This is a genomic window from Microbacterium sp. NPDC055910 (assembly GCF_042271185.1).
GTDB lineage: Bacteria > Actinomycetota > Actinomycetes > Actinomycetales > Microbacteriaceae > Microbacterium.
On sequence record NZ_JBHJZS010000011.1, the window covers coordinates 1 to 24524 of the forward strand.

The 24524-nt window shown below is 70.1% G+C and carries 19 protein-coding genes and 1 pseudogene; 10 read left to right on the forward strand and 10 right to left on the reverse strand.

The genetic code is table 11. From position 1 onward, the window contains the following. Together ACFC3F_RS07005 and ACFC3F_RS07010 are read right to left on the reverse strand one after the other, a co-directional pair. On the reverse strand, positions 1-180 hold a 180-nt coding region (locus tag ACFC3F_RS07005), incomplete at its 3' end, for a hypothetical protein (protein ID WP_376127967.1). Beyond that, a complete protein-coding gene (locus tag ACFC3F_RS07010) occupies positions 170-3892 on the reverse strand; it encodes an AAA family ATPase (RefSeq protein WP_376127969.1) in 3723 nt (1240 codons plus the stop codon). The genes ACFC3F_RS07010 and ACFC3F_RS07005, both read right to left, overlap by 11 nt. A gap of 161 nt (positions 3893-4053) precedes the next feature. Here ACFC3F_RS07010 and ACFC3F_RS07015 point away from each other — a divergent pair, with 161 nt between their 5' ends. From ACFC3F_RS07015 to ACFC3F_RS07025, 3 genes are all read left to right on the forward strand, one after another. Continuing rightward, on the forward strand, positions 4054-4602 hold the full coding sequence (locus tag ACFC3F_RS07015) for a methylated-DNA--[protein]-cysteine S-methyltransferase (RefSeq protein ID WP_376127971.1): 549 nt from the start codon (positions 4054-4056) through the stop codon (positions 4600-4602). A gap of 141 nt (positions 4603-4743) precedes the next feature. Continuing rightward, positions 4744-5604 carry a LuxR C-terminal-related transcriptional regulator gene (locus ACFC3F_RS07020; protein WP_376127972.1) on the forward strand — a complete coding sequence of 287 codons (861 nt, stop codon included), beginning with the start codon at positions 4744-4746 and terminating at the stop codon, positions 5602-5604. A 125-nt stretch (positions 5605-5729) separates the two neighbouring features. Next, entirely contained in the window at positions 5730-6086 is a 357-nt protein-coding gene (locus ACFC3F_RS07025) for an Lsr2 family protein (RefSeq protein ID WP_376127974.1), read from the forward strand. 89 nt (positions 6087-6175) lie between these two features. On the opposite strand, the gene pntB is transcribed toward ACFC3F_RS07025, so the two are convergent. Further along, a complete protein-coding gene (gene pntB / locus ACFC3F_RS07030; protein ID WP_376127976.1) occupies positions 6176-7570 on the reverse strand; it encodes a Re/Si-specific NAD(P)(+) transhydrogenase subunit beta in 1395 nt (464 codons plus the stop codon). Further along, positions 7567-9102 carry a Re/Si-specific NAD(P)(+) transhydrogenase subunit alpha gene (locus ACFC3F_RS07035; protein ID WP_376127977.1) on the reverse strand — a complete coding sequence of 512 codons (1536 nt, stop codon included), beginning with the start codon at positions 9100-9102 and terminating at the stop codon, positions 7567-7569. The genes pntB and ACFC3F_RS07035 overlap by 4 nt, the downstream gene beginning before the upstream one ends. 322 nt (positions 9103-9424) lie before the next feature. Here ACFC3F_RS07035 and ACFC3F_RS07040 point away from each other — a divergent pair, with 322 nt between their 5' ends. Together ACFC3F_RS07040 and ACFC3F_RS07045 are read left to right on the forward strand one after the other, a co-directional pair. Beyond that, a complete protein-coding gene (locus ACFC3F_RS07040; RefSeq protein ID WP_376127979.1) occupies positions 9425-10582 on the forward strand; it encodes an AI-2E family transporter in 1158 nt (385 codons plus the stop codon). Between the two features lie 129 nt (positions 10583-10711). Further along, a complete protein-coding gene (locus ACFC3F_RS07045; protein WP_376127981.1) occupies positions 10712-10870 on the forward strand; it encodes a hypothetical protein in 159 nt (52 codons plus the stop codon). Between the two features lie 218 nt (positions 10871-11088). Here the strand turns inward: ACFC3F_RS07045 and ACFC3F_RS07050 are convergent, their stop codons facing one another. Then, positions 11089-11571 (reverse strand): SRPBCC family protein, encoded by a 483-nt coding sequence (locus tag ACFC3F_RS07050; RefSeq protein WP_376127983.1) that lies wholly within the window; start codon positions 11569-11571, stop codon positions 11089-11091. A gap of 62 nt (positions 11572-11633) precedes the next feature. After that, a complete protein-coding gene (locus tag ACFC3F_RS07055; protein ID WP_376127985.1) occupies positions 11634-12032 on the reverse strand; it encodes a glucose-6-phosphate dehydrogenase in 399 nt (132 codons plus the stop codon). A 103-nt stretch (positions 12033-12135) separates the two neighbouring features. Here ACFC3F_RS07055 and ACFC3F_RS07060 point away from each other — a divergent pair. Continuing rightward, positions 12136-12996: pseudogene (locus tag ACFC3F_RS07060) on the forward strand (LLM class flavin-dependent oxidoreductase); the annotation flags it as partial. 101 nt (positions 12997-13097) lie between these two features. Here ACFC3F_RS07060 and ACFC3F_RS07065 read toward each other — a convergent pair. After that, the gene (locus ACFC3F_RS07065) at positions 13098-13484 is read right to left on the reverse strand and encodes a hypothetical protein (RefSeq protein WP_376127987.1); all 387 of its coding nucleotides are present in this window, start codon (positions 13482-13484) and stop codon (positions 13098-13100) included. A 254-nt stretch (positions 13485-13738) separates the two neighbouring features. Continuing rightward, on the reverse strand, positions 13739-14848 hold the full coding sequence (locus ACFC3F_RS07070) for a cystathionine gamma-lyase (RefSeq protein ID WP_376127989.1): 1110 nt from the start codon (positions 14846-14848) through the stop codon (positions 13739-13741). Positions 14849-15085: 237 nt separating this feature from the next. Here ACFC3F_RS07070 and ACFC3F_RS07075 point away from each other — a divergent pair, with 237 nt between their 5' ends. Continuing rightward, positions 15086-15427 carry a DUF6804 family protein gene (locus ACFC3F_RS07075; protein ID WP_376127991.1) on the forward strand — a complete coding sequence of 114 codons (342 nt, stop codon included), beginning with the start codon at positions 15086-15088 and terminating at the stop codon, positions 15425-15427. Between the two features lie 42 nt (positions 15428-15469). Here the strand turns inward: ACFC3F_RS07075 and ACFC3F_RS07080 are convergent, their stop codons facing one another. Then, the gene (locus ACFC3F_RS07080; protein ID WP_376127993.1) at positions 15470-15916 is read right to left on the reverse strand and encodes an SRPBCC family protein; all 447 of its coding nucleotides are present in this window, start codon (positions 15914-15916) and stop codon (positions 15470-15472) included. Positions 15917-16085: 169 nt separating this feature from the next. Here ACFC3F_RS07080 and ACFC3F_RS07085 point away from each other — a divergent pair, with 169 nt between their 5' ends. Next, positions 16086-16772, forward strand: coding sequence for a hypothetical protein (locus ACFC3F_RS07085; RefSeq protein WP_376127995.1), 687 nt, complete (start codon positions 16086-16088; stop codon positions 16770-16772). Positions 16773-16776: 4 nt separating this feature from the next. Here ACFC3F_RS07085 and ACFC3F_RS07090 read toward each other — a convergent pair whose 3' ends face one another. Then, positions 16777-17172 (reverse strand): hypothetical protein, encoded by a 396-nt coding sequence (locus tag ACFC3F_RS07090; RefSeq protein WP_376127997.1) that lies wholly within the window; start codon positions 17170-17172, stop codon positions 16777-16779. A 208-nt stretch (positions 17173-17380) separates the two neighbouring features. Here ACFC3F_RS07090 and ACFC3F_RS07095 point away from each other — a divergent pair, with 208 nt between their 5' ends. Both ACFC3F_RS07095 and ACFC3F_RS07100 read left to right on the forward strand, forming a co-directional pair. After that, the gene (locus ACFC3F_RS07095) at positions 17381-21562 is read left to right on the forward strand and encodes a DUF5979 domain-containing protein (protein WP_376127999.1); all 4182 of its coding nucleotides are present in this window, start codon (positions 17381-17383) and stop codon (positions 21560-21562) included. 241 nt (positions 21563-21803) lie between these two features. Beyond that, a complete protein-coding gene (locus tag ACFC3F_RS07100) occupies positions 21804-24503 on the forward strand; it encodes an OmpL47-type beta-barrel domain-containing protein (protein ID WP_376128001.1) in 2700 nt (899 codons plus the stop codon). The last annotated feature ends 21 nt before the right edge of the window (positions 24504-24524 follow it).

Sequence of the window (24524 nt, forward strand, 5' to 3'; positions counted from 1 at the left end):
GTGCGGGGGGACGTCCTGGCGCATGCGCTCGTCGTTCGGGCCTGACGACGAACCGGATGCCGCGGCATCCGGTTCGTCCTCCGCCAGGGGTTCGTCCGTGGCCCCGGCGACGGGCGTGAGCCTCACCCGGCGAGAACCGGGCACCCGCACGAGCTTCTGCCGGTCGTCGTCAGTCGACATCGATGGGCTGCGTCTGCTGCTCTGCCCGCGGCGCTTCGGGCCCCACGCCGAGCAGTTCGGCGATGCGGGTCGCGACGGCGCGCGGGTCGCTGTACAGGTCGAACGAGTGCACGCGCACGTAGTGCCAGCCCAGGCGCCGCAGGATCTGGGGTCGCAGGCGCAGCGCTTCGCGCAGCGACTCGCCGATCGTCTCGGGGTCGCTCTCGGCGACGACCGCCTTGCCCTTGAACTGCGCGACGAGCGGCAGCGTGCCGCGGTAGTGCACGTCGACGGCGACCCCGAGGCTGCGCAGCTCGCGGGCGAGCGCGAGGGTGAGCGGGTCGGCGAGGTCTTCGAGGCGGGCGTCGCGCGAGCGCGCGGCGATCCCCCCGAGGATCCCCATCAGCGTCGCGGCGCCGTGCTCGAGCCGTCCGTCGTCGAAGGACGAGGGCCGGATCGACGACACGATCACCATCGAGCGGCGCGCGCGGGTCATGCCGACCGTGAGCAGGCGCTCGCCGTCGGGGGTCGACAGGTCGCCGAAGTCGCTGAGCACGCGGCCGTGCTTGGTGAGCCCGAACCCGAGCGAGAAGACGACGCGGTCGCGGCTCTCGGCCACCGATTCCTCGAGGGTCAGCACGGCGAACGGCTCGGCGGTGTCGCGCGAGACGAAGTCGGCGACGTCGGAGCGTCCCGCGAAGGCCCGTTCGACCGCGGCGCGCACCCGCTCGGCGTGCTTGGCGCTGGCGGTCACGACCATGAGCGACTCGCTGCCGCGGTTGACGGCGTGCTCGACGACGAGGGTGACGACGCGCGCGACCTCGGCGTCGGGGCTCTCGACGGCGCCGCTCACGGGATCGGGCGCGCCCGTGCCGCCTTCGACGTAGTCGACGCTCAAGCTGCCGCGACCGAGATACGACCCGGCCCACGGGTACGACACGATCTCGCCGCCGTAGAACGCTGCGTTGACGAGCTCGGCGAGGTCTTCTCCGCCGGCGCGGTAGCTGCGGGTGAGGGTCTCGACGGGCACGATGTCGGCGAAGCGCTCGAACAGGCTCGTGTCGTCGAAGGGAACCTCGGGTTCGTCGTCGGCGGGCGGCCCGACGACCGCGGCGACGCCGAACGGCGTGGGCTTCTGCGTCACGGGGTCGCCGAACACGACGACCTGCCGTGCGCGGCGCAGCGCCGGTGCCGCTTCGGCGACGCAGAGCGCACCGGCATCCGCGATGATGACGACGTCGAAGCCGAACGCGTCGGGGATCGAGGGCACGTCGTAGGGCGACGAGAGCCAGACGGGCGCGAGGGTGCGCAGCAGGGTCGGAGCGGCCGCGAAGAGCTGCGACGGGGTCGCCTTGCCGTCCTTCAGCAGACGCTTGAGCGCCGTCGCCTCGCCGGCTTCATCGACGATCCCGATGCGCCACTGCGTCGCGAGCTGCGCGGCCAGCAGCGGACCGGATGCCGCGGCATGCGCTTCGTCGACGAGCCGGAAGTCGCGCTCCAGCCGGTCGACGACGGCCGTGTTCGCCCCGAGCAGGCCGCGGTCGTTGCGCAGCAGGTGCTCGAGCGCCGACTGCCACCACGCGTACTCGAGCTCGGGTCCGACGAGGTCTTCGGGCACGTGGCGCACCGACAGTTCGGACAGGAGCGGCTCGAGACCGAGCTGCGACAGCTCGGTGCGCAGCGTCGCGCGCTCGACGAGGTTGTCGAAGACGTCGGACTCGGCGGCCAGGCCGGCGACGGTGCGCACGAGCTCGGCGACGGGCAGGGTCGCCAGGCGGTCCGCTTCGGAGCGGCCCAGCGTGCGATCGAGCTCGGCCAGTTCGGCGTCGACGCGCTGCCATGCGACCTGCACGTCGCCGAGGCCCAGCGGCACTTCGGGCGCGACGCCCGCTTCGACGAGCCGCTGCCACTCGGTGCGCTGCTGCTGGATGCGCAGGAGCGCCTCGTGCATGTCCGCGATGTGCACGCCCGGACGGATGTACTCCTTCGACAGCCGGCGCAGGCGTCGCCGGTTCGCCCCCGTCATGGTGGGGGCGTCGCGCCGCGGCCCGTGCGCCTGGATCAGTTCGCCCAGCGGACGCTCGAACACCGTCAGGCTGAACCGGTCGAGCGAATCGCGGATCCCCTGCAGCAGTCGCAGATAGACGCCGAGCTCGGCGATCGTGCGGAAGGGGCGCATGCGCGTCTGCGCGATGAGCTCGTAGCCGCGCTCGAGCAGTGCGGGCAGGTCCTGCCGGTGCAGGCGCGACGCGAGCCCGTGGGCGTTGCGGGCTTCCTCGGTCGTCTCGAACGAGACGCCGTACCAGGGCGAGTCGTCGGGTCCGAAGCGGAATTCGCCCAGCCGCGCGGCGGCGGCGAGCTTCGCGGCGGCCTCGGCGCGCACGGGAGCGAGCCGCTGCAGGGCTCCGATGTCGAAGCGCGCCGTCGTCGCCGGCGCGGGTTCGCGCGCCGTGAGCTCGGCGAGGGTGCGCAGGATGTCGAGGACCGACACCGAAAGAGTCGGATGCTGCGACGTGACGGCGCCGCGATAGTCGCGCAGCACGCCGCGCAGCCGCACGAGCGCGTCGTCGATGTCGGACACCTTGGGCGGCTCGGCCTTCTCGTTGCGGCCGATCGCGCGGATGAGGTCGCGCTGCACGTGCCGCGGCGACACGGCGAGCCCGGGCAGCCCGACGCCGCTGAGGCGGTGACGCACGCCCTCGAGCGTCGAGCGGCGAGCGCTCACGACGAGCACGCGCTTGCCGTCTTTCACGAGCTGGCCGACGGCGTTGATGACGGTCTGCGTGCCGCCCGTGCCGGGCAGCGTGTGCACGACGAGCGACTGCCCCGCCGCGATCTTCTCGAGCACGCGCTCCTGCTCGGCGTCGGCATCGAGCAGCAGCGTGTCGGATGCCGGGGGTCGCTCATCGGGGTTCGTCCGCGTCGGCACGGTGACGCGCGTCGCGAGCCGCTCGCGATCGCCCGGGTGACCGGCGAGCGCATTCAGTACGGGGTGGTCGAGGTTCGCAGCATCCGTCGCCATCGCCGCGCCCACGTCGCCGAAGCTCGACACGACGAGCCGCGGATGCACCGTGAACGAGGCGATGTCGCGCGTGATGGCGCGCAGGTGGTCGATGACCGGCTGCGGCTTGAAGACGCCCTCGTCGTAGGCGAGCGCGGCGAGCGCGGTGGCGTCGATCTCGATGCCGAAGTGCGTGCGCAGGGCGCGGGCGAGCTCGGGGTTCAGCGTGATGGGGCCGTGCAGCTTGACCTCGAAGTCCGCCTGGTGGCGCCGGATCGCGAGGGGACGCAGCAGCACGGGGGCGGTGCAGACGAGGCCGGCGATGCGCCACGATGCGAGACCGACGGCGAGGTGCACGGTGTCGAGCCCGCGGGTCGTGCGCAGCTCGACGCTCTTGGCGGTGATGCGCTCGGCGGCCAGGCGCGCATTGCGCAGCGCGACCTCGTCGCGGAAGAGGTTGGACAGCAGCGTCGACCGGCCGGTCAGGAACTGCGGGAGGCTGCTCGGGTGGGCCTGCGTGATCTCGATGCCGGCGTCGTCCCGGTCCGTGTAGTGCAGCAGCGTGGAGCGTCCGCCGAGCTGGGCGGCTTCGCGGCGCAGTCGCTCGCGTTCGGGGTCGGCGATGTGCGCCACCTCGACGCCGGGATCGGACAGCCCGAGGTCTGCCGGAGTCACCGTCGCGCCCTCCGAGTCCTCGTCACCGATCACGGTGTTGCCATTCGATCGCCACACGACAGCCACATTAGGTGCCCCCTGCCCGCGGTGCTTGCATCCGCGCCGGGTTTCACGGTATTAGGAGCACCCGTTCCTCCCCATCGTGCATCGACGATCCGCATTCCCCCGCTCGTCGCTTCCCGCGCCGCGGCACGCTCGGGCGCGTCAGGATGGTCCCCATGACCGCTCCGACGCCGCGCTTCCTCGTCCATCCCTCTCCCGTCGGCGACATCCTCATCGTGGCCGAGGGCGAGCGCATCGTGTCGCTCGCGCCCTTCGACGCGCCTCTCGGCGTCGAGCTCGAGCAGCTGTCGCGACGACTGGGCGCGGTTCCCGAGCCCGAGACGACGGATGCCGCGGTGACGGCCGCCGCGCAGCTCGACGAGTACTTCGCGGGCGAGCGCCGCCAGTTCACCGTCGACCTCGAGTGGCGGCTCGTGCGCGGATTCCGGCGCGACGCGCTCGAGGCGGCCTGCGAGGTCCCCTACGGCGAGACGGCCAGCTACGGAGAAGTCGCCATCATGGCCGGGCGCCCCGGGGCCGCGCGCGCGGTCGGAACGGCGTGCGCGACGACGCCGTTCTCGATCGTCGTGCCCGCGCACCGCGTCGTGCGCGCCGACGGTTCGCTCGGTCAGTACGGGCGCCACCCCGCCCTCAAGAGGTACCTCATCGACATGGAGCACGCGGCACTCGCCGGCCGCACCGGCAGCCGGGGCGCGAGCGTGTAGGCCGTTCGCGCCCCGGCTGCGCCTCTCGGGGGTGCAGGATGTGGGCGGGTTCGGGTTCGGGGCCGGGAGGCGGCATCGGCCCGGTGGTATCGTCGTCGCTACGAAAGCGGCGGCGTCGCCGCACCCGGAAGCAGGTAGGCGGTGGGAGCAGCTCCGACGACCCTCGAGGTCGATGCGCAGCTCGTCGCACGCGCCGTCGACCAATTGACCCGGCGCACCCGGTTCCCGGTCGCGTTCGGTGGTTTCGAGCGCGACGGCGCCGTGCACATCTCCGCGATCGCGGGAGCGCGCACGCGCCACCTCGAGGGCCTCGTCGTGCAGGCGGGTCGAGGTCTCGGCGGTCGCGCCCTCGTCGAGCGGCGCCCGCGGCTCGCCCTGGACTACCGGTCGTCGCGCGTCATCACGCACGACTACGACCGGGCTGTGCTCGGTGAGGGGATCGCGACGCTCTTCGCGGTCCCCGTGCTCGTCGGCGGTCGCGCCCGCGGCGTGCTGTATTGCGGGTCGTGGTCCGAGTCCCCCGTGGGCGATGTCGTCACCGGTCCCGCATTCGACATCGCGAGCGACCTCGCCACCGAGCTGCGCGTACGCGACGAGGTCGAGCGCCGCCTCGCCGCGGCCATGCCTCCGACGCCGGCGGGGTCGCTGAGCGTCTCGGCGAGAGAAGAGCTGCGGCAGAGCTATGTCGAGCTGCGCACGATCGCGTCGTCGGTGAGCGACTCGGCGCTGCGCGATCGGCTCGAGCACGTCGAGCGGCGCCTGGCCGCCCTGTCGGCCGAGACCGCGGACACCCCGGCTGAACCGGACGTGCGACTCTCGCGCCGTGAGACCGACGTTCTCGCGTGCGCCGCGGTGGGTTCGCGCAATGCCGAGATCGCCGTCATCCTCGGCCTCAAAGAAGTCACCGTCAAGTCGTATCTGCAATCGGCGATGGCGAAACTCGATGTCTCGAGTCGGCACGCCGCGGTCGTGAAGGCGCGACGCGCGGGAATTCTTCCTTGAGCAGCAGATGCCGCGCATCAGAAATGCGCATTTCGTTCTGCGGATCGAGGGAATGACTATCACCTGAATTGTGGTGTCGAAATAATCGAATAGTCACGGGAGCGATATAGGCGTATTGTGCTTCCATGGCTCGCAGAATTGTGCATCAACTCGTCGACGATCTGGACGGCACCGTCCTCGAAGTGGGTGAAGGTGAAACGGTACTCTTCTCGCTCGACGGCGTCGCGTATGAGATCGACGTGAGCGCCGAGAACGCACGGTCCCTGCGCGATTCCCTCGAGCGTTTCGTGGCGGCCGGCCGCCGCATCTCCGCTTCGCGGGGCACGACGACCACGGGCGGCAACGCCACCCGCACGCGCCGCCGCTCGGGGCAGAGCGATTACAGCGGCATCCGCGCCTGGGCGAAAGACAACGGATTCCGGATCTCGGATCGTGGCCGAGTTCCGGCATCGGTCATCGAGGCCTACGAGGCGGCCCACTGACCCATCGACAACTCCGGAAACAGCGACTCCCGACGGCGTGAAGCCGTCGGGAGTCACTTTTGTCCGGAGTTGTCGACACCCCGGCACGGTCAGAAGTCGCGGAGGATGTCCTCCACGCGGTCCTTCGCATCACCGAAGAGCATCTGCGCGTTCTCGCGGAAGAACAGCGGGTTCTGCACGCCGGCATAACCCGACGCCATCGATCGCTTGAACACGATGACGTTCTCGGCCTCCCACGCGCGCACGACGGGCATGCCCGCGATCGGTGAACCCGGATCCTCGGCGGCGGCGGGGTTGACGGTGTCGTTCGCGCCGATCACGAGCACGACGTCGGTGCGCGCGAGGTCGTCGTTGATCTCGTCCATCTCGAGGACGATGTCGTACGGCACCTTCGCTTCGGCCAGGAGCACGTTCATGTGCCCGGGCAGGCGTCCCGCGACGGGGTGGATGCCGAACTTCACGTCGACACCGCGTTCGCGCAGGCGATGCGCGAGGTCGGCGACGGGGTACTGCGCCTGCGCGACGGCCATGCCGTAGCCGGGCACGATGACCACCGACGACGCCCCCGCGAGCATGTCCGCGACCGACGCCGCGTCGATCTCGCGGTGCTCACCGTGGTCCTCGTCGCCCGAGCTGGGCGCCTCGATACCGAAACCGCCGGCGATGACCGAGAAGAACGACCGGTTCATCGCCTTGCACATGATGTAGCTGAGGTAGGCACCCGAGGATCCGACGAGCGCACCGGTGACGATGAGCAGGTCGTTGTTGAGCAGGAAGCCCGCCGCGGCCGCCGCCCAGCCCGAGTAGCTGTTGAGCATCGACACGACCACGGGCATGTCGCCGCCGCCGATCGAGGCGACCAGGTGCCAGCCCAGAGCGAGGGCGAGGATCGTGACGACGACGAGCATCCACATCTCGGGCGAGATGACGTACCAGACGGTCAGCCCGGCGAAGACGACGAGAGCGCCGAGGTTGAGGATGTTCTTGCCCGGCAGCACGAGCGGCTTCGACGAGATGCGGCCCGACAGCTTCAGGAACGCGACGATCGACCCGGTGAAGGTGATGCCACCGATGAACACGCCGATGAAGACCTCGGCGTGGTGGATGTCGCGCAGCGCCCCGGTGAGGCCCCCGTCATACAGTGCGCCGTTCCAGCCGACGAGCACGGCGGCGGCACCGACGAACGAGTGCAGCAGCGCGATGAGCTCGGGCATGCCGGTCATCTCGACCACGCGTGCCCGCCACAGGCCGATCGCGGCGCCGATGACGATCGCGATGAGCATGATGATGAGGCCCGTCATCATCCCGTCGCTGGGCGACTGCGACATCAGCCAGATCGTCGCGACGAGCGCGATGGTCATGCCGACGATGCCGTAGGACACTCCCGCGCGGGACGTCTCGTGCTTGGACAGCCCCGCGAGGCTCAGGATGAACAGCAGCGCCGCGACGAGATACGCGGCGGTGGCGATCGCTTCCGGGTTCATCGGGCGTCCCCCTTCGAGAACATGCGCAGCATGCGTCTGGTCACGGCGAACCCGCCGAAGATGTTGATGCTGGCCACCAGCACGCCCACGCCGGCGAGGATCTGCACGACCAGGTCATCCGTGGTCAGCTGCAGCATGGCGCCGACGATGATGATGCCCGAGATCGCGTTCGTGACGCTCATGAGCGGGGTGTGCAGCGCGTGCGCGACCTTGCCGATCACATAGAAGCCGACCACGACCGCGAGGGCGAACACCGTCAGGTGCTGCGGCAGCGGCTGCGGCGCGAAAGCGGCGGCGAGGAACAGCAGCACAGCCGCGGCGGCGAACCCGATGATCTTCGGGGCCTTGCGCGCGGGTCCCGCCACGGGCGCGACCACGGCGGCGGGCTTCGCGGCCGGCGGCGCGGCGGAGACCTGCACCGGCGGCGGCGGCCACGTCTCGACACCGTCGCGCACGACGGTCACCGAGCGCTGCACGATGTCCTCGAAATCCAGCGTGAGCTGACCGTCCTTGCCCGGAGTGAGCAGCGTCAGCAGGTTCACGAGGTTCGTGCCGTACAGCTGCGACGCCTGAGCGGCGAGCCGACCCGCGAGGTCGGTGTATCCGAGGATGATCACGCCGTTGGCGGTGACGACCCGCTCCCCCGCGACCGAGCCCTCGACGTTGCCGCCCGACGAGGCTGCCATGTCGACGATGACCGAGCCGGGCTTCATCGTCGCGACATCGGCCGCCGTGATCAGACGCGGCGCGGCGCGCCCCGGGATCTGCGCCGTCGTGATGATGATGTCGACATCGGCCGCCTGCTCGGAGTACATCTCCGCCGCACGCCGGTCGTACGCCTCGCTCGTCGCTTTCGCATAGCCGTCGGTGGACTGCTCCACCGCGACCTCGACCTTGAGGTACTCGCCTCCGATCGACTTGACCTGGTCGGCGACCTCGGGACGCGGGTCGGTCGCGCGCACGATCGCACCGAGACTGGATGCCGCGCCCACGGCCGCCAACCCCGCGACACCGGCCCCGGCCACAAGCACCTTGGCCGGGGGCACCTTGCCCGCCGCCGTCACCTGACCCGTGAAGAACCGGCCGAACTCGTTCGCCGCCTCGACGACGGCCCGGTAGCCGGCGATGTTCGCCATCGAGGACAGCACGTCCATCGGCTGGGCCCGCGAGATGCGCGGCACGGCGTCCATCGCGATCGCCGTGATCCCGCGCACCGCGAGCGCAGCCCGCAGTTCCGGCCGGAGTGCGGGACTCAGCAGACCCACGATCGTCGCGCCGTCAGAGAGATGACCGATCTCCTCATCGGTCGGCGCGTCGACCTTCAAGACGATGGGCGCGGCCCACGCCGCCGCCGTGTCGACGATGTCGGCGCCCGCCTCGGCGAACGCGGAATCCGGGAACGACGACGCGGTACCCGCCCCCGATTCGACCGAAACGTCGTAACCCAATTGGCGCAGCTTCACCACCGTCGCCGGCGTCGCGGCGACCCGGGTTTCCCCCGGACGCTCAGCGACTATGCCGATACGAGACATGCACAGCTCCTTCGCTCACGTGTGCACGCCGGAAAGGCAGCACATTTCCAGACTCTAATGGTCATCATGACCAGAACGCACATCGACGCCTCGAAAGGACGTAACATTCTCGCGGCGCCGGCGGGACGCACCGCGAGATCAGGAGTTCCGGCTGGGACGGGGCATCCTGCCGCAGATCCGCCTGTCCTCACAAGATCTCCCGGTCTGAGCCGGCGGAGTCCCGATCTGACACGGCCTAGAGCAGAGCGTCGACCCGCGCAACCCCAAGCCTCATCTGGGCGGAGTGTTTCCGTGCCGAGCCTTCAGCGCGTACCGTCTCGGTATGGGACTGTTCTTCCGCAGAGAACCACGAACCATCCGCCTCGAGGATGCATCGATCGAGCTCGAGGCCACACGCCAGACGTGGAGCCTGTGGGCCGACGGCTTCGGCAAGCTCGCGATCCGGGCGCTGCAGGTGATCCTGGTCGTCGCGGTCGCCGCCGGCATCATCTTCGTCATCCAGACGCTGACGCTCGTGACCATCCCCCTCGTGATCGCGCTCATCCTCGCGTCGGCGTTCTCGCCCGTCATGCGGCTCATGCGGCGACACGGCTTCCCTCCGCTGCTCGCGACGGTGCTGACCCTGCTGGCGATCGTCGTGATCCTGACGCTCCTCGGCTGGCTCATCGTCTGGGCCGTACGCGACCAGTGGGACGAGCTATACGCGCAAGCGGAAGACGGCGTCCAGAGCCTGCTCGCCTGGATCAACACCTTGCCGTTCGATTTCCTCTCGGCCGACCAGATCGACGAGTGGCTCGCCGCTCTCGGCGACTTCGTCACGAGCGCGCAGTTCGGATCGGGCGCGATCGCCGGCATCGGCGCCGTCGCGAGCTTCGTCACGGGCCTGGTTCTGATGGTCGTGATCCTGTTCTTCTTCCTGAAGGACGGTCCGCGCATGTGGGAGTTCCTGCTGCGCCCCTTCCGCGGCGCCAACTACGCCCGCGCCCGTCGCATCGGCGACAAGACGGTGTCGGTGCTCGGGTCTTACGTGCGAGGAACAGCGACCGTCGCGGCCGTCGATGCCATCGGCATCCTGATCGGTCTGCTCATCCTGCAGGTGCCGCTGGCGATCCCGCTGGCCGTGCTGGTGTTCCTGCTCGCGTTCATTCCGATCGTCGGAGCGACGCTCGCCGGCATCCTCGCGGCCCTCGTCGCCCTCGTCGCGAACGACTGGGTGAACGCCCTCTTCGTCGTCGGTGTCGTCGTGCTCGTGAACCAGCTCGAGGGCAACTTCCTGCAGCCGGTGCTCATGGGCCGGTCGATGAAGCTGCACGCCTTCGTGATCTTGGTCGCCTTGACCGTCGGCACCGCGCTGGGCGGCATCGTGGGGGCCGTGCTCGCCGTGCCGATCGCCGCGGCCGTCTGGGGCGTCGTGCAGGTGTGGGACGGCCCCGACCTTCCGGCGCGCTGGGCTCGCCCGAAGCATCCGTTGCAAGCCTGACCTCGCTTGGTTCATTTGCCTCGAACTGCGCTGCGCGCTGACCACGCGCAGCAAAGTGAGGCAACTGAACCAGCCACCCCCGAGTTCATTTGCCTCAAAGTGCTCAAAGAGCACCGCTCGGCCAGCAAAATGAGGCAACCGAACGGATGCGGCACCGCGCTGGGCGGCATCGTGGGGGCCGTGCTCGCCGTGCCGATCGCCGCGGCCGTCTGGGGCGTCGTGCAGGTGTGGGACGGCCCCGACCTCCCCGCCCGCTGGGCGCGCCCGAAGCATCCGTTGCAGTCCTGACCTCGGTCAGCTCATTTGCCTCGAACTGCGCTGCGCGCTGACCACGCGCAGCAAAGTGAGGCAACTGAACCAGCCACCCCCGAGTTCACTTGCCTCAAAGTGCTCAAAGAGCACAGCTCGGCCAGCAAAGTGAGGCAAACGAAGGGATGCCGCGCACCCAACGCCTCCGCTGGCCCACCCCGCCCGGCTCCACCCCGCTGGCCCCAGCCCGCCCGGCCTCAGTCCTGCGTGCCCTCGCGCTCGGCGGTCGAGGGCTCGGCCGTGATCGCGCGGCCTTCGGCGAGATAGGCGAGGCGGTGCAGGGTTTCGCGGTTGCGCCAGTACAGCGGCACATCGAGCACGGGCGCCGGCACGAAGCGCCCGGGGCCCGAGACGGCCTCCTCCTGCATGCGCACGAGGCACCGCCCGGCGGAGTGCGCCTTCACGTCGATCACGACGCGGGCTTCGCCCAGCGGCCAGCCGCGCGCCCGCAGCACGGCACGCCGCGGAGGGTCCCACTCGAGGCTCACGGTCGTGTCGTCGATGAGCGCAGGCCACACCCCGAACGAGTGATGCAGCTCAGCGCCGGGTTGCGGCCACGTCGCGTCGACGTCGCGCATGCGCGAGGCGCCGACGACCCACGAAGGGTAGAGCCATCCGTTCGAGAGCACGTCGAAGACGTGCTCGGGTTCACAGCGCAGCATCCGGACGTTGGTCGACATGGTTCGACTCTGTCACCCGGCACGGCGCGGACGCACGGGGTTTTCCCCGCGCGCCATGTGGGCTATACGACCGACGCGCCGCACATGCCGCACTCGCCCTTCGCCGACACCTCGACGAAGCACGACGGGCACATCGCGCGCGGCTTCGGGTCCGCCGCGGGGGTGCGGCGCGGTGCGCTGGTGCGCTCGGGTCGGGATGCCGCACGGGCACGCGCCGGCGCAGCGACAGGCTCCGGGCGGGTGACGACGGGAACATGCGGCTGACAGTAGAAGCGCACGAAACCGTCGTGATGACGTGGATGCCGGTGCTTGAACGCCCACAGCTCGGTGCGCTCACGGGGCTCCGACGACATGCCGCAGGTGAAGCAGCGCGTCGGCTCGCCGGGCACGAGATCGGCGACCAGCATCGGCGTCTCGAATGGAATGGACTGTCGCCAGTCCGCTGATGCGGCAACCTTCATGCGGTGAGCCTCGCTTTCCCCGCGATCAACGTTACGCGACGGCGACGACCTCGCGGGCCGGCCCCCGCGGAAGCATTCGCGCGCATGCGATGTTGCGCCCTGTATGGACTATGGGCATCCGATCCGCTTCGGCACGTTTCTCACCCCTGTCGCGGGCGATCCGCAGCGTCCCGTGCAGCTCGCGCAGATGAGCGAGCAGCTCGGCTTCGACCTCGTCACGTTCCAGGACCACCCGTATCAGCCGGCGTTCCTCGACACGTGGACGCTGCTGTCTTACGTCGCCGCTTCGACCTCGACGATCCAGCTCGCGCCGAACGTGCTGAACCTGCCGATGCGACCGGCGCCGGTCACGGCGCGAGCCGCAGCATCCCTCGATCTGCTCTCGGGCGGTCGGTTCGCACTCGGTCTCGGCGCCGGCGGATTCTGGGATGCGATCGAGGCGATGGGCGCGCGCCGCTTGACCCCCGGCGAGGCCGTCGATGCGCTGGCCGAAGGCATCGGCGTGATCCGCGAACTGTGGGACACCGACACGCGCGGCGGGGTGCGCGGCGGCGAGTACTACCCCATGAAGGGCGCCAAGCGCGGGCCCGCACCCGCGCACCGCGTGCCGATCTGGATCGGCGCCTACAAACCCCGGATGCTGCGCCTCACCGGCCGCCTCGGCGACGGGTGGCTGCCCTCTCTCGGCTACATGAAGCCGGGTGACCTCGCCGCCGGGAACGCTCGCATCGACGATGCCGCGACGAGCGCCGGCCGGCGCCCCGACGAGGTCGTGCGCCTGCTCAACATCTCGGGGCGGGAGACCGCCGGTCAGCTCCTGGCGCTCGCCCTCGAAGACGGTGTCTCGACGTTCATCGTCGGCAGCGACGACCCCGACATGCTCGAACGGTTCTCGTCCGAGGTCGCCCCCGTCGTGCGCGAGACGGTCGCTGCCGAGCGGGCGTCTGCCACACCCTCGGCCCCGGCCCACCCCGGCCCCTGACCCTGCCGAACCGCCCCCTGAGCCCACCGAAGGGTCGCCCACTCCCCCACCCGGTCCCTGAGCCTGCCGAAGGGTCGGCCGCTCTACCCCGCCTCGTCCACCTGCCGCCGCAAGTACCTCGGGGCCTGCGAGTACCACGCCTCGGTGACGAGCTCGATGAAGTGCTCGGGGTCGATGCGGCTCATGCGGAACGCGACCTTCGGCTCGCTCCACCGCGTCGTCTCGCGCAGGAAGACATCGGGCGCCATCTCCTTCAACGCGAGGGCGTCGACCGGATCGGCGACTTTGACTCCGACGACGAGCTCGCGCCCGATGATCTCGCGCATGTCGTCGGGAATGCTCGGCCACGGGTGGCATTCCCACGCGAAGAGTTTGCCGCGCACGAACCACGCGGGCCCGCCCGTCGTCGAGCGCTCCTCGACGCCCGGCAAACGCGCCGTGACGGTGCGCAGTTCATCCAGATCGACCACGCGGCGACCCTACTCCTGGCCTCGGACGCCGGCTGACATCCGAGATAGTCGTGGGTCGGGACGACCCTTCGGCAGGCTCAAGGATCGGAGTGCGGGACGACCCTTCGGCAGGCTCAGGGATCGGAGTGCGGGACGGCCCTTCGGCAGGCTCAGGGACCGGGGTGAGGGAACGACGCTTCGGCAGGCTCAGGGACCGGTGTCGGATGGGCTCAGGGACCGGGGCGGCCGACCGAGTCAACCGGGGGCCGACGGAGTCAGGTGGAGAGCGCCTGGGAGATGTCCGCCCACAGCTCTTCGGTGGGCTCGCAGCCGACCGACAGCCGCACGAACCCGTCGGGCACGTCGTCCCCCCAGCGCGCGCGCCGCTCGGCCGAGGAGTGCACCCCGCCGAAACTCGTCGAAGGCACGATGAACTTCGCACGCTCGATGAAGCGATCAGCGGCATCCGCGTTCTCGAGCGTGATGCCGACGAGGCTGCCGAACCGCAGCATCTGCCGCTCGGCGACCTCGCGCTGCGGGTGCGACGCCAGCCCGGGGTACGCCACCGCACCGACCGCCGGATGCTCGGCGAGGCGCTCCGCGATCACCGCCGCACTCGTGCACATTCGATCGAACCGCACCTCGAGCGTCTCGAGTCCGCGGTGCACGATCCACGCTTCGAACGGACCGGGAACCCCGCCCGTGATCTTGCGCCAGTCGCGCACCCGCTCGATGACGCCGGCGTCGCGGCTCGCGACGTGGCCGAGGAGCGCGTCGGAGTGCCCGTTCACCGCCTTCGTATCGGATGCCACCACGACATCGGCGCCGAGATCCAGCGGCCGTTGACCGAGAGGCGTCATGGTCGTGTTGTCGACGACGAGCAGACCGCCGGCCTCGCGCACGCGGCGCGCCATGTCGGCGATGTCGCAGACGTCCAGCGCCGGGTTCGACGGGGTTTCGAGGAACACGAGCCGCACGCCGGTCACATCGCGATCGGCGTAGTCGCGCGTCGCGCACAGTTCGACCTCGACGTCGATCGTCTCGAGATATTCGTCGGCGATCAGGCGCGTCGTGTAATAGCCGTCGCTCGGCAGCAGCACGCGATCGCCGGGGCGCAGATGGGTCAGCAGCACGGCGGCGATGGCCGCCATGCCAGACGGGAAGATCGCCGTCTCGGCGCGCTCGAGCACCTGCAGCGCGTCTTCGAGCGCCGTCCACGTCGGCGAGCCCATCCGCCCGTACTGGTAGGGCACACCCGCGGGGTCACCCGGCAGCGCGAATGTGCTCGCCGAGACGAGGGGTGGCGAGAGCGGTTCACCAGGGCGCAGCGTCTGCGCGCGGTGGTGCAGCACTTCTGCGAACGACAGCTCGGCCGATGCATCCATTCGTTCACTCCTCCCGCGCCCGGCGCGGCGTCGCCGGACGCTTCAGGGTTTCACACCGCCGCCCCGCACCCCCACACCCCGGTCCCTGAGCCCGCCGAAGGGTCGCCTCGAACTCCACCGCCTGAGCACCCACCCCGCCCCCTGAGCCCGCCGAAGGGTCGCCCCCGCCGAATCGCCCACCCGCAGCATCCCGTCGTACAGTCGACTGACCCTCCCCGCACACGAACGGAGCCCCCGGTGTCCTCACGGCCGACGCCATCACCCGCCTTCCAGCGCAACGCTCTGGCACCGGGGATCCTGGCCGCCATCGTCTGCATCGCCGGGATCGCGCTCGTCGACCAGGAGCTGTACCTCGTGGCGCGGTTCATCATCGCGATCCTCGCCGTGATCATCGGATGGTTCGCCGCCCAGGCACGTCAGTGGTGGTGGATCGTGCCGATGCTCGCGATCGCCGTCGTGTGGAATCCGCTCTACCCGATCGTCTTCGACGGCCCGTGGTGGATCGGCGCGAACATCGCCGCGACCGCGACGTTCCTCTCTGCCGGCGCGATGATCAAGACGCCGCGGCCGATCCCCTGACCGGGGTGCCGCTCCCTCAGCGAACGGGGAGCCCCCGAACCGTCAGCGCTCGAGTCCATCGACCAGGTGCCGGTTCCGCGCCGTGATCAGCCGGCGCAGGTACGGCACGAGCACCAGCCGCTCCGCAAGACGCCCGAAGATCGGCGACGCGATCGTCAGCGTGTCGATCATGGTCGTGCCGGCGGCATCCTGTTCGAACACGTGCTCGTGGCGGAACGCGCGGAACGGCCCGCGCACCTGCTCGTCGACGAACCGGTGCGGGCGATCGAGACTCGTGATGCGCGAGGTCATCGTGAACCAGATCCCGAAGTGCCGCGCACGCCAGGTCACCGTCTCGCCCACGCCGATCGCACCACTGGTCACGCCCGCGATCGCCGTCTCGCCCGACGCAGCCATCGAGGCCTGGTGCTCGTCGATGCTGAGCGAGATGTCAAAGAGCCGCTCCGCGGGCGCAGCCGAGCGGGTCACGATCGAGACGACGGATGCCACGGCTCGATCATCGCAGTCGTGCGCGGATCACCGTCGTGAGCGCGCCGCACCCCGTCGCGCAGGATCGACGCCACCGCGGCGAAAGTCAACCGCCTTGGCGGAAGCGGCGCACAGGGGCAGAGTGGCGCATGTCCGAACACCGCCGCGGATGCTCTGGAGGGCGAGGAACATGAAGCGAAACGTCGTGTCGGCTGCAGGCGGCCTGCTGGTCGTGGGGCTTTTGGTGGCCGGGTGCGCCGGGCAGGCGGATGCCCCGGCGAGCACGCCGCCGCCGGCGACCACCGGCTCGACCGCGACGCAGGATCCGGCGCCGAGCCCGACGCCGGAATCGACCGGCACGTCGTCGACCGCCGGCGCCGTGGACGAACTGCGCGACGGCACGTGGCAGGTGGGTGACGCCGGTGAGGTCGAGTTCTCGCTGCAGAACGGCTCGCTCGCCCTGGTCGAGGTCCGCCCCGCCGACGGGTGGCAGCAGCGGATCAGCGACGAGGATTCCGACGAGATCGAGGTCTACTTCACGCGCGACAACACGAGGTGGAAGTTCGAGGTCGAGCTCGAGCGAGGCACCATGGAGATCTCCCAGGAGCTGAAGATCACGCGGGGCGCAGGCGGCACCTATCCGGTGGGCAGCGCCGCCGTGGTCGCCTTCGACACCGACGGTTCGACACTCACCCTCGGCAGCGTCGATGTCAGCGATGGCTGGGCCATCGTCAAGCAGGACGAAAGCGCCGACGACATCGAGCTCGACTTCCGCAATGACGGCACCAACGGCAGCGCGGAGTTCGAGGCCGAACTCGAAGACGGCGGCGTCGACATCGAGATCAGCCAGAAGCTCACCGGGCCGATCCCCGGGTGACGGCTCAGATCGCCATCGCGAGCACGCCGTAGCCCATCGCGATGAGGAACGACAGCACGGCCAGCACGAGCGACAGCGGCGCCATCGTGTAGCGCTCCGGTTTGCTGCGTGAGATGGCGTTGACCGCGATGCCGAGCACGAAGTAGACGAAGATCACCCACATCGCGATCTCGGAGAACGGCGCGGGGAACACATCGATCGCGCCGACCCGATCCCACGCGATGAGGGCGATCAGCGCATAGACGAGGATCGACACGGCGCTGCCGATGCGCAGGCGCGCGGGCAGGACCTCGTGCTGTCCGCCCCACGCGAAGCGGCCGATCGGCGCCCCGAGGATGAGCGCGATCTGCAGCACGGCGAGCACCGCGAGGGCGACGGTGAGCACGAGCACGAAAGGCACGGGTCCACGGTAGCGGGGGCAGCCGACGACGGCGGGGTCGTATCAGTCCGGAACGCGGAATGCCAAATTTTTTCGCGCTCCCGCGCACTGCTTTTATTAGGACGTTTGCGATGTCTCCACGTCGCATCGCGTGGGGGCGCAACAACTGGGGCTATCACGCGCACGATTCGATCGGCTGATGCGTGACAGCACCGCCTGGAGGAGAGCTATGTCTTCGTCCCCGTCGTCTCCTTTGCGTTCGCGCGGTGTGCGCGCGTTGCTGCACCGCGTGCTCGCCGCACTCGGTGTCTTCGGTTTGGCACTCGTGTCGGTCGTCGCGCTGCCGAGCGCGGCACACGCTGCGCCGAACGCCGACATCACGGTCAGCAACATCACGATCGCGCCGGCCGGCGAGCAGGCGACGGTCGGTGACACGCTGACGGTATCCGGTGAGTGGGATGCCACGACGGCGAACCCGCACGCCGGGGATGTCTTCACGATCGGTCTGCCGCCCGAGTTCTCGTTCCCGCAGAGCGTGCCCTTCCCGCTCATGGGCACGGACGACAGCGGCGCCGCGGTCGTGTGGGGCAACTGCCTCACGGATCCGGCCACAGGCACGGCGACGTGCGTGCTGACCGACGCCGTGACCGAGGCTCCCGAGCTCGTGAAGGGCACGTGGCAGTTCGAGGTCCAGGCGGTGCGGGCAACGACCGAGGAGAAGGTCGTGTTCGACCTCAACGGCGCGCCCGTCTCGGTCGACCTGCCCGGCGGGGGCGGCATCGATGACGGCATCGACCTGCCCGGCGAGGTCTCGAAGTCCGGCGTGATGAACCAGAACAACTGGTCGATGACCTGGACCGTCGACATCCCCGGCGCCAACCTCGTGGCTGCTGGCGACGAGGTCGCCCACCTGACCGACACCCTCGGCGCGGGGCACGTGCTCTGCACGCCCACCGGGCTGAAGGTCGAGACGGTGCGCGGCGGCACGGTCGTCGATGTGACGAGCATCGCGACCCTCGACGGCGAACCCGGCGACGCGCAGTTCGGCCTCGCCCTCGCGGGCCCGTTCGACGCGAACGTCACCTACCGCGTGACCTACCGCACCTGCACGCCCGGCGGGCAGATCGACCCGGCCGGCACGACGTACGACAACTCGGCGCAGATCGAGGGCTGGGGACAAGCCGGCATCGGGATCGGCGAGGTCGCCAGCCTGCCCTGGCAGCAGTCGCTCACGAAGTCCGGAAACGTGCAGAACGGCACCGCGCGCAACAGCACGATCGCGTGGACCGTCGTCATCCCGGGTGACCAGCTCGTCGGCAAGAACGGCTTCACCCTGACCGAGACCCTCGGCGCCGGGCACGAGCTCTGCGCCGGCACGATCAGCGGCATCCAGATCACCGAGCGTTACGGTCCGAGCAGCCAGCTGCAGCGAAACATCACCGACCTGCTCACCGCGACGACGATCTCGTCGTCGGCGCAGGCCTTCCAGGTGCGGTTCGACATCGCGGGCGACCTCGAGTTCCGCGCATCCGATTACCGCTACATCCTCACCTACACGACCTGCGTCACGAGCGATGAGCTGCCCGAGGGCGGCACCGCGTACGCGAACCGGGTCGACGTCGACGGGCAGGCCACCGGCACCGAGGCGACCGTGCCGGCCCGCAGCCAGGGCAAGAGCGGCCGCATCAACACCTCCGCCGTGACGATCGACGGCGTGCAGCACATGCCGCAGACGACGCTCGACTGGTCGGTCACGATTCCGGGCGAGATGATCGAAGACCTCGGCGGCTACCTCACCCTGACCGACACGCTCGCCGCGTCGCACACGATCTGCCCCGCCGGCGATCCCTCAGCGGGCCTGGCCACGCGTCTCAACCTGCGCGTCGAGGCCCGTGACCAGATCCAGAACGGCGGTCTCGCCACCGCCAACCTGACCGGCGTCACCGCGCTGTCGCTCGACGGCAACGAGCTCACGCTCGACATCAAGGCCGTCAACCTGCCGATCCCGACCGGCACGAGCGACGGGTTCAGCCGCGAATACCAGTACGTCATCACCTACACGACGTGCACCGCCAGCGGGGGCATGGATGCACCGGGCACGAGGTACGACAACGCGGTGTCGGGTTCGGGCATCCAGTTCTCGACCAGCACGACCCAGAGCAATTCCGGCAGCGGCACGGGCCAGGGCGTGACCCGCGGGTCCGTCGCCATCGACAAGGCCCTGGCCGAGACGCCGGGCGCCGCGCTCATCCCGCGCGACGCGACCTTCACCGTGCACGTCAAGGAGATCGACCCCACCGGCACGGTGCAGAACGCGTACGACCTGCGGGTTCCGCTCGACGGTGCACCGGTGAGCGGCCTGAACGCCCGCGGCACCGGGTGGACGGTCGAGCTCACCGAGCCCACGTTCCCGACCATCTCGGGCGTCGTCTTCGGTGACCCGGTGTTCGCCGAGGCGCCCGGCGTCACGGTGAGCGCCGACGGCAAGACCGCGATCGCGACGATCGCGCCGCGCACCAACGTCTCGGTCGTCCTGACCAACGAGGCGCTGCTCGGTTCGGTGAGCATCGTCAAGGCGCTGAACGGCGGCGCGGCGGATCTCGTCGACGCCGGCCGCACCTATCGCGTCACCGCGTCGATCGACACCAGCACGCTCGGCGCGAACGTTCCCGCCCAGCCCGACCGCACCCTCGACCTGACCGTCGGCGAGCCGGTCGTGCTCGAGAACCTGCCGATCGGCGCGACGGTCACCTTCACCGAGGCACGCCCCACCGACGACGACACCCTGACGTGGTCCGCGCCCGTGTTCAGCCCGGAGAGCGTCACCGTGACGCCCGCGCACGCCACCGAAGCGGCATCCGTCACCCTCACCAACACGGTCGAGCGCACGGTGGGCACGTTCTCGCTCGTGAAGACGGTCACCGGCGACCAGGCCGACAACCCGGCCGTGCCGGACTCGGTGCGGGTCATCGCCACGTGGACGGAAGAGGGCGCGCTCCGCGCCAAGACGCTGACCCTCCCCACCGACGGCACCCCCGTGCCGTTCGGCGCGAACCTCCTGATCGGCACCGTGGTGAAGCTCACCGAGGTGCCGCTCACCGACGGCTCCAGCATCGCCTGGGGCGCCCCGGTGTGGACCGGAACCGGCGTGACCGTGGCCGGGCGCTCCGCGAGCGTGACCATCGGGCGTGACGCCGACGCCACGGTGACGCTCGAGAACCACGCCGCGACCTCGACCGCGGGCATCAGCCTGCTCAAGGGCATCGCCGGTGAAGCGGCGGGCGAGGTCGACCCGGCGACTGAGTTCCCGGTCATCGCGACCTGGACCGGCGCCGACGGCGTCGAGCAGTCGCGAGAGCTGACCATCAACGCCGTCGAGCCGACCGAGCTGGGGGTGGTCCTTCCCGCCGGCACCGTCGTGACGATCACCGAGCAGACCCGTCCCGGCATCGACACGGTCGTGTGGGGCAGCATCACCATCTCGGGCGATGCGGTCGAAGACGCCGGCGATGGGTCGGCCACGGTGACCGTGTCCGGCCAGCAGAACGACGTCACGCTGGTGACGGTCGTCAATGAGGCCACGTGGGCCCCCGGCACGTTCTCGCTCGCGAAGAGCGTCGCCGGTGTCCTCCTCGACGACGCCGACGTGCCCGACGCCGTCACGGTCGTCGCGACGTGGGTCGACGGCGAGGGCGCCCAGTCCGCCGAGATCTCGGTGCCGACCGACGGCACGGTCGCGCAGTTCCCGCGGCAGCTCGCGTACGGCACCGAGGTGTCGCTGACCGAGGTGGCTCTGCCCGAAAGTGCACGCTTCACGTGGGCGGATGCCGCGTGGAGTGGCGAGCGCGTCGCCGTCGGCGACGACGGCAGCGTCGTCGTGACGATCGGCGCGGCCGATGTCGCCGAGGTCTCGCTCGTCAACACCGCCGTGGCCTCGCTCGGCAGCGTCACGCTGACCAAGTCGCTGACCGGTGACGGCGCGAGCGCCTCGACCGGCACGGCGTTCCCCGTGACGCTGACCTGGACCGACCTGCTCGGCGAGGAGCAGTCGCGCGACATCGAGCTGGTGGCGGATCAGCCCGTCGTCGTCGTCGACCTGCCGCTGGGCACCGAGGTGCGCGCCGAAGAGCGGAGGACCGGCCTCGCCGACCGCGTCCGCTGGGCCGGTGCCGACTGGGCGGCAGACAGCGAGAACGTCACGGTGAGCACGGAGGACGGCAGTGCGGTCGCCGTCTTCACGGTGACCGGCGAATCGGCCGCGACGGCGGCACTCACCCTCACGAACGATCTCGCCTTCGACGCCGATCTGCCCATGACAGGCTCGCAGGGAATCGCGGTCTGGACGGTCGCGGCGGCGTTCGCCGCGATCCTCGCGGGCGCCGCGCTGATGTGGCGGCGACGCCGGGCGTAACCGCATCGGGCGGCTACGGTGCACGTCGCCGCCCGCGTGAGCGCCCCCGGTGGTCCGGTCCCTGAGCCCGGGCCGGTCCCTGAGCCTGCCGAAGGGTCGCGGCCCCCGAGCCCGCCGAAGGGTCGCGGTCCCTGAGCCTGCCGAAGGGTCGGCCCCCGAGCCCCCCGAAGGGCGTATCACCACCCCGCATCCCTCCTCTTCCTTGACGACGGCGTTCGCGCCGCAAGCACGAGGAGGAGTCATGGCTGCACGCAGCGTGACCATCAAGGTCCAGAACGATTTCGATATCGCTCTCGTGTTTGATCATGAGAGCCTGCAGCACGGCGTCTGGGGCTCGCCGCCCCCGCCGCGGATCGAGGCCGGCACGACGGCGCAGTGGGTCGCCGAGTCCGATGGGGTCGCGACGGGAACCGAGGGCACGGTCTGGTACCGGCTCGACATCCCGGGCACGACCGGTCTCGTGCGCCTGCACTGGGACAACCCCTACATCGGCAGCAACAACTTCGACCAGTCCGGTCCCGACGTGCTGACCGTGGCGCGCACCGGCAGCGGCTCGGGCAACGACGCGACAGCCCACTGGGTCGTCGCCGATGCGTCGACGACGGGTGATGGCATCCCTGATTCGTGGAAGACCTCGGGCGCCACGATCGATCCGGGCGACGGGTCAGGTCCGCAGTTCGTCGACCTGCCGGCGATGGGGGCGACGGTCGGCAAGCCCGATATCTTCGTGCATCTCGACTGGATGGACGACGCCACCCACTCGCACCGCCCGAGCGATGCCGCGATCCGGCTTGTGATCGACGCGTTCGCCAACGCGCCGTACATCGCGCGCAATGGCGCGGTCGGCATCAACCTGCACGTGGATGCCGGGCCCACCAGCATCCTGAATCCGACGAACGGTGCGACGTGGGGCTCGCTCAGCCGGGCGGCGTCGGTGGGGCACGTCACGCAGTTGGGCACCACGAGTCCGGATGCTGCGGGCAACATCAACTACGACTGGACCGACTTCGACAAGCTCAAGGCCCGCGCCGGCGGGCATCTGACCTCGGGTCGTGGCCCGATCTTCCGCTACGCCGTCGCATGCCACCAGATCGGCTCGGTCGGCAACAGCGGCGTCGCCCGCCACACCCCCGGGTCGGACTTCATCGTGAGCCTCGGCACGTTCGCGCCGCCGATCACCGACCTGAATGTGGCCGGCACGTTCATGCACGAGCTCGGTCACGCGCTCGGTCTCGATCACGGCGGCAGCGACGGGGTGAACAACAAGGCGAACTACCCGAGCGTCATGAACTACCTCTGGCAGATGTCGGGCATCCGCCGGGGTGGCGCGTTCGTCATCGACTTCTCGAGCGTCGCGCTCGCGATCCTCAACGAGGTCGCGCTCAACGAGACCGTCGGTCTCGGGCCCGGTTCCGCCGGATACGGCACGTCGCGCTGGCTTCCGGCGGCGGGTGCGACACCGGCGGGGTTCGTGCAGGTGGCGGATGCTGCCGCCCCGATCGACTGGGACGGTGACGGCCTCACCACCAACATCAACCTGTCGATGGACACCAACAACGACGGCTCACAGACGTCGCTCGAGCCGTGCAACGACTGGCAGATCCTGCGGCTGCGCGGCGGGGCGATCGGCTCGGGTGGGTACGCACCGCCGACCGTCTCGGCGCTGCAGCCCGAGCTCACTCCGCAGCTGCAGGCACGGATCCTGCCGCTCGACACGACTCCCCCGTCGACGACCGCGAGCGTCTCTCCCCTGCCGAACGGGGCGGGCTGGAACCGCACGCCGGTCGCGGTGCAGCTCACCGCGACCGATGACATCTCGGGCGTCGCGCGCACGGAGTATCGCGTCGACGGCGTCGGACCGATGACCTACTCCTCCCCCATCGCCCTTCCGAGCGAGGGCAGACACCGCGTTTCGTTCAACTCGATCGACCGGTCGCAGAACGTCGAGCCCGAGCAGCGGGTCGCGGTCGACATCGACCTGACGGCGCCCGAGGTCGATATCTTCTACGATCCCGACCTCGATGACATCCTCGTGCACGGCCGCGACGCCCTGTCCGGTGTGCCGGCGGGACCGATCGCCCCGACATCGCGCGTCGACACCGAATGGACGCCGTTCGGCTCGGACACCGCCGAGCTGCGCGTCTACGAGGTGCGCGATCGCGCCGACAACACCACGACGCTGTATCTGAAGGTGCGGTGCTCGCCGTTCGCGTACGAGGCGAGCGTGCTCGCGCTCGTGTACGACGACTACCGCCGGGCGGGGCGACGGGAGCAGCAGGTCGGGCGTATGGTCTCGCCGGACGGCGGAAGCGACGAGCCGCGCCCCCGCAGCGAGCGCAACACGATGGTCTTCGAGCGTCTCGTCGGCCGCAATGCCGCCCATGCGCTGCTCGGCGTGCGTCAACTCGTCGCGATCGGCGACGGCGCCTCGCGCCGCGTTGTGAAGGCGCGCTGGGATGCCCTCGACGACTACTCCATCGTCGTGCACGAGTCCGGCACCGGCTCCTGCGCCCCCTGCTCCCCGCTCCCTGAGCACCACCCACCGGTCCCTGAGCACCACCCACCGGTCCCTGAGCCTCACCCACCGGTCCCTGAGCCTGCCGAAGGGTCGCCCGCACACCGCACCCCGGCCCCTGAACCCGCCGAAGGGTCACCCGCACACCGAACCCCGGTCCCTGAGCCCGCCGAAGGGTCTCGCGCGCACCGAACCCCGGTCCCTGAGCCTGCCGAAGGGTCGCAACAGCATTCTGCCGAAACAGCCGCCCCATCCCACCCCCGCACCGACGACTGCGGTTTCGACGACCAACCCGCAACGGATGCTGCCGAGGAGAGGACCAACCCCAACTCGTGCGGCCCCGACAAGACCGCAGAGCGCGACATCCGCGGCATGGTCACCTTGCATGTCCGCAGTGACGACGGCCGCCTCCACGTCGAGGAGTAGGCGCATTCCGGTGCATCCGCG

Coding starts and splice junctions, on each gene's coding strand:
- ACFC3F_RS07015 (WP_376127971.1), top strand. CDS start 4,054: ATGACCGCTCCGACGCCGCGCTTCCTCGTCCATCCCTCTCCCGTCGGC.
- ACFC3F_RS07025 (WP_376127974.1), top strand. CDS start 5,730: ATGGCTCGCAGAATTGTGCATCAACTCGTCGACGATCTGGACGGCACC.
- pntB (WP_376127976.1), bottom strand. CDS start 7,570: ATGAACCCGGAAGCGATCGCCACCGCCGCGTATCTCGTCGCGGCGCTG.
- ACFC3F_RS07035 (WP_376127977.1), bottom strand. CDS start 9,102: ATGTCTCGTATCGGCATAGTCGCTGAGCGTCCGGGGGAAACCCGGGTC.
- ACFC3F_RS07040 (WP_376127979.1), top strand. CDS start 9,425: ATGGGACTGTTCTTCCGCAGAGAACCACGAACCATCCGCCTCGAGGAT.
- ACFC3F_RS07045 (WP_376127981.1), top strand. CDS start 10,712: ATGAGGCAACCGAACGGATGCGGCACCGCGCTGGGCGGCATCGTGGGG.
- ACFC3F_RS07050 (WP_376127983.1), bottom strand. CDS start 11,571: ATGTCGACCAACGTCCGGATGCTGCGCTGTGAACCCGAGCACGTCTTC.
- ACFC3F_RS07055 (WP_376127985.1), bottom strand. CDS start 12,032: ATGAAGGTTGCCGCATCAGCGGACTGGCGACAGTCCATTCCATTCGAG.
- ACFC3F_RS07070 (WP_376127989.1), bottom strand. CDS start 14,848: ATGGATGCATCGGCCGAGCTGTCGTTCGCAGAAGTGCTGCACCACCGC.
- ACFC3F_RS07085 (WP_376127995.1), top strand. CDS start 16,086: ATGAAGCGAAACGTCGTGTCGGCTGCAGGCGGCCTGCTGGTCGTGGGG.
- ACFC3F_RS07095 (WP_376127999.1), top strand. CDS start 17,381: ATGTCTTCGTCCCCGTCGTCTCCTTTGCGTTCGCGCGGTGTGCGCGCG.
- ACFC3F_RS07100 (WP_376128001.1), top strand. CDS start 21,804: ATGGCTGCACGCAGCGTGACCATCAAGGTCCAGAACGATTTCGATATC.